The organism is Mesorhizobium amorphae CCNWGS0123 (assembly GCF_001686985.1).
GTDB lineage: Bacteria > Pseudomonadota > Alphaproteobacteria > Rhizobiales > Rhizobiaceae > Mesorhizobium > Mesorhizobium amorphae.
The window spans coordinates 1-7,607 of sequence record NZ_CP015321.1; the positions used below are offsets into that span (position 1 = coordinate 1).

Genomic DNA, 7,607 nt, shown 5'->3' on the forward strand with positions numbered 1-7,607 from the left:
CAGCCGGTGATGAGCCGATGTCCAATGCAGAGTCTCATGCGCTCTCGTGGCGACAAATGAAGCCATGTCCCGGAAAACTTCCGGTGAGGGCAGCTGCACATGGTCGGTAGAGGGACAATAATAGGCCTTGTCTCCGCCATACCGCACAACCGCTCCAGTGTTGTCGAAAAAACGGTCGGCGTGCTCGATGCGCTGGACAGGATCGGCGGCAGGCTCTGGCGCCGCGTAGTAGTGGGCCGGCAGACCCTCGATCTGGTCGGCGCAGAACACCGTATAGGCTTTCAGGAACGGAATGCCCCGTTCGACTTCTTCGCCATGAGCATCGGTTTCGGTCCTGGTGAAGCGGCTGGCATAGACCACCATGGAACCGGTTTCGCCCTTGCGCACCTGACCGCCTAGCTCGGCGCTTTGCTTGAAGGTCATCCAGACCGGTGACACAAAACCCCGCGCAACCGCCTCCGACCAGAGAAGCAGCGTATTGATCCCCTGATACGGCAGTCCGTTGTGACGGAGTGGCCGCGTGATGCGACCCGTCGTATTCGCAACGCTCCACGGTTTCACCCAGGGACGCACACCCTTCTCCAGATCCGCGACGATGCGATCGGTGATTTTCGCGTAGATGTCGACGCGGGACTTGTTGCTCTTCCTGTCCATTTTCCAACCTCCATTCGAGGCCGCGCCAATCGCGACCGTCACGAGGTCCGCACGCGCAGGACCGCAGGTCCGCGAACCCAGGGAGGATCGATGGGGAAGTTGAGAACCGTCGCTTGCGGGCCGCAACGTCAGTGAAGGACGGCGCAGCCGTTTCGCGGCACGAGGACCGGAGCAGGACCATCATTCGTGACGGCCGCGGTTGACGCGGCCTCGACGACCAGCCCATTTTCATCATGGAGTTCGGTGCCTTTGGCACATTCAAAAAGGCCGGCGCCCCGTAGGGAGCCAGCCTATGGAATGGGGCGGAACCGAAGTTCCGCCCGAAGAGTGTCAGCCCAGAGCCGCCATCTGGAGATCGGCTGCCTGCCGGTTAACGGTCTGGCCGGGGTTCTCGGTCTGGCGTTCGTAAGGTTTCCAGGCCTCACCAACGACGTGCTCGTAGGCGGCGACGGCGCCCTCGGCCGCCATGCGCAAGGCATGTGCCTGCAGGCCCATTTCGGCGGCGAATTCGCGCTTGCGCTGGGCCTTGCTGTCGAAGCCGACCGGACCGTCAATGTCTTCGTCGCGGGTGTCATTGGCGAGCTTGGCCGTAGCGTCCTTGGCCTCGGTGACGGCTTTCGAGTAGAATTGGCCTGCTCCATAGGCCGAACCGACATGCGAGCCGACGATCCTTTGCAGGTGGATCTGCATCGCCTTTTCGGAAAGACCCTCGGAGAGCGTATCAGCGCCTTCGATCAGACTGCGCTCATGGAATTCACGGATGCCGTCGCTGTCGAGGACGGGGAGGCCGAAGCTTTCCGAAATGAGGGTGGCCTGGCGGCCATCCGGGCAGCAGAGCCGGACCATTTCGAGGGTGGTGCCCTTGCGGAGTTGGACGACGCGGGCCTTGGTCTTGGTGGAGCGGGTTGAACTGGACATTGAGCTTTCCTTTCTAGCGATGCCCTTCAGGTGTTCCGGTCCTTGCCGGTTTTCCCTGCGGGTGCGGTCAAAAGGAACCGGCGGAAGCTGGACGCTTCAGGGTCCGGAGCCTGCCAGGCGAGCGAGGTTGGCTTGCGGACAAGCGGGGCCAGTTCTTCACTGGCCCTGCGCGGGACGCGGGCCAGCCTTGCCGAGATCGGCGGGTTCCGGCCGCTCCGCGGCGCGATAGCGGCCTTGAAGCGGACAGCCGCGGGTTCAGACCGCAGCAAACCCGCCGGGAAGACCGGCAAGGGATGGCACGGATACCAGCATGCGGGAGGATAAGCACCCGGTCGACCCGCGCCGCCATGCCGTCGCACGGCTTGCCCAAAGACGCTGGGCGTCCGCGGTTTGAACGCCGGCTGCTGCTGGTATAGATGAGCTGCGCCGGTCCGCCGTTGTGGATCAGATCTTTGGCCTGCTCCCACGTCAGACTGACAGCGCACCGTATTCAATCCCGAGCGAGGGCAGCGATGACCGATCACAACGACGACTACGTCTATGACGATACGACAGGGGAATGGCGATCAGCCTCGGAGATGGCTGCCATTAAAGCTTCTGCCGGAAGCATCGAAGTGCGCGACGCCGCCGGCACCATGCTGGCCGACGGCGACTCCGTCGTCCTCGTCAAGGACCTCAAAGTCAAGGGTGCCGGCCAGACCCTGAAGCAGGGCACGGTGATCAAGTCGATCCGCCTCACCGACAATCCCCAAGAAATCGACTGCCGGCATGATGCGATCAAGGGGCTGGTGTTGCGAACGGAGTTCGTCCGCAAGCGCTGATCAGGCCGCGGTATCAAGCGCGCATCAGGTCCGGTGGCGGTCTGGCACGCAGTGCCTCGATTGCAGCATCCTGCCTTGCGAGCTTGCGGGAGAGAGGGTCGATCTCGTGCTGCCTCTCAAGTGTGATCGCTGCAAGGTTGGCCCGATATCGTTCGAGAAACATCGCCGGCTCCAGGCCCCTCCCGCGTCGATAGCCGGCACATTTGGGTGTGAGCTGCGGAATGATCGCCGTCATCCGCCTCATGATCTGCCGGTCGATCATATCGAATTGGCACTGTGTCTGGCGCCGAGCCTCCTCCATGCGAAAGAGCTCTGCGCGACGATCGGGGATAGACATTATGTGTCCCTCCCCTGCCAATCCATGAGGCTCGATGGCCCGCCATAGATGCGATGGCGCGCAACATCGATGACGAATCCAAAGCGGCCGACATGGTATTCGTCGGTCGGAACGAGAAAGCGACGTTCCTCCGTGCCCGGTCCGCGCTTGCGGCCAGGGGTCGCGACAACCTCGGTGAACCCGGCCTGGTACTCGGAACGGATCGCCGACACCACGACCCAGTCATCGGTATGCTTCTCGAAAAATGCCCGCTCGTCCTTTTTCGCGGATTGGCCGGGTTCGAGCACCCTCCCGTGGATCGCCTCCCAGGCGTCCGGGTACCAGTCGCGGATCGACTTTTCCGCACACGCTTTCTCAAAGTCCGTGAAGAGCTGCGGGAAGGCTTGGGCGACGGCCGCCCAATGGCAGTCCTCTTCATAACAGCCATCATTGGCACGGAGCATTTCATGGACTTTGCGGTTTCGCTCCGCCGACAGATGGAACCCGCCATGGCCTGCCGTTGAGTGAGCCACTACGCCCTCGGCATAGACGGTCGCTCCCTGCGACATTCCCCATGGCGTGTGGGCACGGGAGTGGATCTCGCGACGTCCGAGAGCTGCACGCTGCTGCTGGTGGAGGGCGTTCTCCTCGACATGCGCGCGAAACGCCGCCTCGTCGGCAAGCTCACCGCCATGGCCGTAGAAATCGCCGCGCATCCATTCGGCCATGGGCCGGCGGATACGCCAGCCCGTGACAAGATAGTGCCGGCCGTCGCGGGCTGGAGCCATGGCGAAGGCGTGCTCACCGACAAGGGCAACGCAAAGCCCGTCGGCGCTTCGGCCAAAAGTAACTCCCGGAAACCCGGGGGTTTCGACGTCATGGGTTTCAGAAGTTCGCGCAGTCATGCTGCCGTCCTCCCCTCTACGGTATCCGCCGCTACGATATCGGCCGTGACTTGCCGCAACACGGCGTTCGGATAGCGGTGGCGGGTCAGCCATTCCTCGGCGGCCGTGCGATTGGCGGCAAGATGGACAAGCTCCGCATCGTCGCCGGCGCGGTCGAGAACGAGAACCGTGCCGATGGCGGGTCGCTCCCTGACCGAAAACTTCAGGTCACTGTTCACCGAAAACGTCTGGTGGATGCGCAGCACAAAGGTTCCCTGACTGCCATAGTCACCCTTGTGCAGGGTGATCGAGGCGGGCAGCGTCGTACTGCCGACGCGGGCCTCGGCCTGTTTGCGGATCAGACGGCCGCCACCATTGCGATTTTCCCAGGCTGCGAACTTCTTGCGATGCCGCTCTGGCGGGCGTGGGGATCCGTCGGAATAAGTCACGATCGAACCGAGTGGAACGAGGTCATGGATCAATTGGGCGGACATTGGTTTTCTCCGTGGTTCTCATGGTGGAAACAGAGCCGCCGCCGGTGGTGTGCCGGCGGCGGAATGATCGTTCGGGGGGAATGAAAGGGCGGGCCGCCTATTCGGCCGCCACCTTGTAAGCCTCGATCTGTCCTTCAGTGAGGTCCTCCTCCTGCGGAGCGGGGTCCTCGCCAACGTAGTCGTGCGCGGGCTCGACAACCGCATCGCCCTCGAGCTCGTCCTGGCCCTCAGGCGTGCCGTCGTCCTCAGGCTGTTCCCTGGCCTCGTTCTTCTTCAGCCAGAAGGTCAGCTTTTCCGGAGTGGGCGCAAACAGCGCCGACGGGTGAACGAACCGGCCTTCTTTGAAATGCTCTACCAGGGCCGCACGGGTATCCTTGACCTTCTGACGGGGCAGGACCGATGTATCCGCGCAGGCGGCTTCCAATGCTTGCCGCGACAGGCATGACAGGAAGTCCTCCGTCCCCATGTTCGCTAAGAAGTTGTCGGCCGCGATGACGTCGCCGGCGACACGGGCGACAACGCCGCTGTCTGAGCGATTCTCCCTGCAGGACAGAACGTCGATCAGCAGGGAACGCACGGCAAGGCGCAGCGTGTCGATGTCGAACTCGAGCTTGCCCTCGTGGTTGAACAGGCGCGCGGCATGGTCGCCGAGGCCTGCTGCCCCGTAATAGGAGATGTCGCGGGCGCCAGATGCAACCGTCACATTCTGGCCAGCGAAGGCGAGAACGAGCAGCGCCATCAGCGTGTCGTCCCCGATCGGTGCGCGCGACAGCGCCTCGTGCAGCGCGTCGGTACGCAGGTCGCCGATCATCTCCATGCCTTTGCGCGTCACGTCCGGACGCGGCTTTGCCGTAACGACGATATCATCGCCATCGGCCTCGACATCAGCCCCATTCTTGCCCTTGGGCTTTTTGGCCGCCGGCATGCGGTACGCGACCGACTGCACTTTGCCGTCGCGGTCGAGATACATGGCGGTGTGATCGGACTTCGACGGCTTGCCGTACACACGCTCGGCCTTGGGCGGAAGCTTCGGCTCGCCCCACTGACCGGCTTCCACGATCACGCCACGCTTGGGCACAGTGTTTGCCATCCACTCCTGCTGCGCGCCAAGGAAGGCCTCGACATCCGTCGTATAGCGGCTGTCCTGGTCGGCCGGAGCAAACAGGTCCTCGACCCAGGCAATGCCGTAGGCCTGGGTGAGGTCGTCACCGAAGCTGGCGTCGCGCGCGTACATGCGGCGCTTCGTCAGGCCCTGCGCCACGCTCCACCACGACACCTGCGGATCGGTCTTGGACGGCTTGTGCTTCTTCCAGACTTCCTTCTGCTCATCAAGCGAAGCCGACGCAATGGTGCGCAACTCCTTCTCGTTGGGCATGTCGCCCTTGGCCATCTGGTCCAACATGGCCGGCAGAACGTTGGCGAGCAGGCGCAGCTTCCTGATCTGGCGGACGGGAAGCGCCAAAGCGACGGCGATCGCTTCCTCGGTCCAGCCGAGCGCGACCAGCCGCTCAATCGCGCGCCATTGGTCGACGGGATTGAGCTGCTCATGCGCCAACGTCTCGGCCAGCGACCGCATTGCCCCGCCGTCCTCGGCCCTTTCGATCACCAGGACGGCGATCTCTTCCAGACCGGCGGCAATCGCCTGCCTCACACGACGATGGCCGGCATCGATGACATAGCCATTGCCGCCATCCGTCTCCAGCGCCACGACAGGCGGCTGCACGATGCCGACGGCGCGGATGGTAGCCAGCAGCAGCGCGTCGGCCTGTGGGCTGGACTTTGAGCGTCGCGCCTTGTCAGGGTTATCCTTCAGCGCACGCGGATCGACAAACTTCAGTTCCATGGAGATGCTCCTTCAAGGGGTTTGCGGACACCGCCATTCGCTGTGTCCTTCCTCGTCTTCTTCCCGAAGACATCCCCCGGCCCGCGGAGCGGACGGGCCGGTGCAACCGCGGCCGAGCATCCCTGCCCGGCTGGCCGAGCGGGGCTCTTGGGCCCTGCGCAGGACGACGCGGCCGGGATCGCGAGCGGCGCGGTTGAGCGTCAGCGACGCCGGCCCGCCCGATCTGCGAGAGGGCTTTATTCTTCCTCCGTTTTCCTATCCTCATCACCGCGACGTAGACCGGGGTATTGAGATAAGCGGAAAAATTTGCACGGCAAACTGGAGGTTAACGTCTTTGAACCTACGGACGCCGCAAGGAGCCCTCTAGACGTCATGTTCCAAGGCGGAGATCGGTGGCCCGCCCTTCGTGCGATTAAAAGACGAGGGTTGCTCGGATGGGCCGAGCCGATCCTCACGCACGGAGGGCGAGCCATGGGAGAGTATAGCGAAGCATTTGTGGCGTTTGATGTAGCCAAGAAGAAGCACGCGGTTGCGATCGCGGAGGGCGGCCGCACCGGCGAGGTCCGGTTCGTCGGCGAGGTCGAGAATAGTCCGGCGGCGATAGAGCGGACGATCAAGAAGCTAGGAAAAAAGTATGATCGACTGCACGTCTGCTTCGCGGCTGGGCCGACGGGTTATGGGTTGTGCCGGCAGGTCCGCGATCTTGGTCACGACTGCATGGTGGTTGCGCCGGCCCTGATCCCGAAGCGACCGGGCGAGCGCGTCAAGACCAACCGGCGGGACGCGGTGACGCTGGCGCGGCTGCATCGGGCGGGCGAACTGAGCGGGGTGTGGGTGCCGGACGTGGTCCACGAGGCTGTCCGCGATCTGGTGCGAGCCCGGGAAGCCGCAGCCGACGACCTGCGCCGCAAACGCCAGCAGTTACTTTCCTTCCTCCTGCGCCATGGGCGGATCTACGAGACCGGCGGTCATTGGACGTTGGCGCACCGGCGCTGGCTTGCCCACCAGAGCTTCGAGCATACTGCGCAGCAGATCGTATTCCAGGAGAAGATCGACGCGATCGAGGACGCGGTTCAGCGACTCGACCGCCTGGACGAGCAGTTGCGCGCCCTCGTGCCAACTTGGTCCATGGCGCGGGTCGTCGAGGCCTATCAGGCCATGCGCGGCGCCTCGTTCCTAGTCGCAGTGATATTTGCGGCCGAGATTGGGGATGTGCGTCGCTTCGATACGCCGCCGCAGTTGATGGCCTTTCTCGGCCTTGTCCCGGGGGAGCGCTCGACCGGTGACACGGTTCGCCGGTCGAGCCTTACGCTCGCCGGCAATCGACGCGCCCGCCGCGCCCTGGTCGAAGCGGCATGGACTTACCGCTATCCTGCCAGGGTCAGCGAGACCCTGAGGGCCCGGCTCGAGGGGCTGCCCAAGGCTGTCCGCGATATTGCCTGGAAGGGGCAGGTCCGGCTCTGCGCCCGCTATCGTCGCCTCAGCGCCGCGGCAAGAAGCCGCCGGTGGTCGTGGCTGCGATCGCACGCGAGATGGCCGCCTTCTTGTGGGCCATCGGCCGGGAGGTCGCGCCGTCATAGCCGGTCTCGACCCAACCCGCTGCACAGTGCTGGGGGTGGGGCCACGGTGGAGAACTCCCGTCGCTAGTTATGTGGCCGAGCCGATGCGCCCGACGCC

The 7,607-nt window shown here is 63.9% G+C and carries 7 protein-coding genes and 1 pseudogene; 2 read left to right on the top strand and 6 right to left on the bottom strand.

The window, feature by feature from the left end:
• Both A6B35_RS30050 and A6B35_RS30055 read right to left on the bottom strand, forming a co-directional pair.
• A partial coding sequence (locus A6B35_RS30050; RefSeq protein ID WP_065518339.1) for an ArdC family protein occupies positions 1-654 on the bottom strand: 654 nt, incomplete at its 3' end.
• A gap of 330 nt (positions 655-984) precedes the next feature.
• Positions 985-1,572 carry a hypothetical protein gene (locus A6B35_RS30055; RefSeq protein WP_006205783.1) on the bottom strand — a complete coding sequence of 196 codons (588 nt, stop codon included), beginning with the start codon at positions 1,570-1,572 and terminating at the stop codon, positions 985-987.
• 512 nt (positions 1,573-2,084) lie between these two features.
• On the opposite strand from A6B35_RS30055, the gene A6B35_RS30065 reads away from it, so the two are divergent.
• Positions 2,085-2,393 (top strand): alkylphosphonate utilization protein, encoded by a 309-nt coding sequence (locus tag A6B35_RS30065; RefSeq protein WP_006205782.1) that lies wholly within the window; start codon positions 2,085-2,087, stop codon positions 2,391-2,393.
• A gap of 13 nt (positions 2,394-2,406) precedes the next feature.
• Here A6B35_RS30065 and A6B35_RS30070 read toward each other — a convergent pair whose 3' ends face one another.
• The 4 genes from A6B35_RS30070 to A6B35_RS30085 all read right to left on the bottom strand — a co-directional run bounded on the left by A6B35_RS30070 (position 2,407) and on the right by A6B35_RS30085 (position 5,930).
• Positions 2,407-2,730 (bottom strand): hypothetical protein, encoded by a 324-nt coding sequence (locus A6B35_RS30070; protein WP_006205781.1) that lies wholly within the window; start codon positions 2,728-2,730, stop codon positions 2,407-2,409.
• The gene (locus tag A6B35_RS30075) at positions 2,730-3,614 is read right to left on the bottom strand and encodes a DUF7007 domain-containing protein (RefSeq protein ID WP_006205780.1); all 885 of its coding nucleotides are present in this window, start codon (positions 3,612-3,614) and stop codon (positions 2,730-2,732) included. Before A6B35_RS30075 ends, A6B35_RS30070 begins: the two co-directional genes overlap by 1 nt.
• The gene (locus A6B35_RS30080) at positions 3,611-4,087 is read right to left on the bottom strand and encodes a hypothetical protein (RefSeq protein ID WP_006205779.1); all 477 of its coding nucleotides are present in this window, start codon (positions 4,085-4,087) and stop codon (positions 3,611-3,613) included. Before A6B35_RS30080 ends, A6B35_RS30075 begins: the two co-directional genes overlap by 4 nt.
• Positions 4,088-4,184: 97 nt before the next feature.
• Positions 4,185-5,930: a ParB N-terminal domain-containing protein gene (locus A6B35_RS30085; protein WP_006205778.1), complete on the bottom strand. Its 1,746-nt coding sequence runs from the start codon at positions 5,928-5,930 to the stop codon at positions 4,185-4,187.
• Between the two features lie 471 nt (positions 5,931-6,401).
• Here A6B35_RS30085 and A6B35_RS30090 point away from each other — a divergent pair.
• Positions 6,402-7,510 (top strand): annotated as a pseudogene (locus tag A6B35_RS30090) (IS110 family RNA-guided transposase).
• Positions 7,511-7,607 lie beyond the last annotated feature (97 nt).

What these genes read in the sequence shown, in the direction of transcription:
- A6B35_RS30055 (WP_006205783.1), bottom strand. Translation starts at nt 1,572, where the DNA reads ATGTCCAGTTCAACCCGCTCCACCAAGACCAAGGCCCGCGTCGTCCAA.
- A6B35_RS30065 (WP_006205782.1), top strand. Translation starts at nt 2,085, where the DNA reads ATGACCGATCACAACGACGACTACGTCTATGACGATACGACAGGGGAA.
- A6B35_RS30070 (WP_006205781.1), bottom strand. Translation starts at nt 2,730, where the DNA reads ATGTCTATCCCCGATCGTCGCGCAGAGCTCTTTCGCATGGAGGAGGCT.
- A6B35_RS30075 (WP_006205780.1), bottom strand. Translation starts at nt 3,614, where the DNA reads ATGACTGCGCGAACTTCTGAAACCCATGACGTCGAAACCCCCGGGTTT.
- A6B35_RS30080 (WP_006205779.1), bottom strand. Translation starts at nt 4,087, where the DNA reads ATGTCCGCCCAATTGATCCATGACCTCGTTCCACTCGGTTCGATCGTG.
- A6B35_RS30085 (WP_006205778.1), bottom strand. Translation starts at nt 5,930, where the DNA reads ATGGAACTGAAGTTTGTCGATCCGCGTGCGCTGAAGGATAACCCTGAC.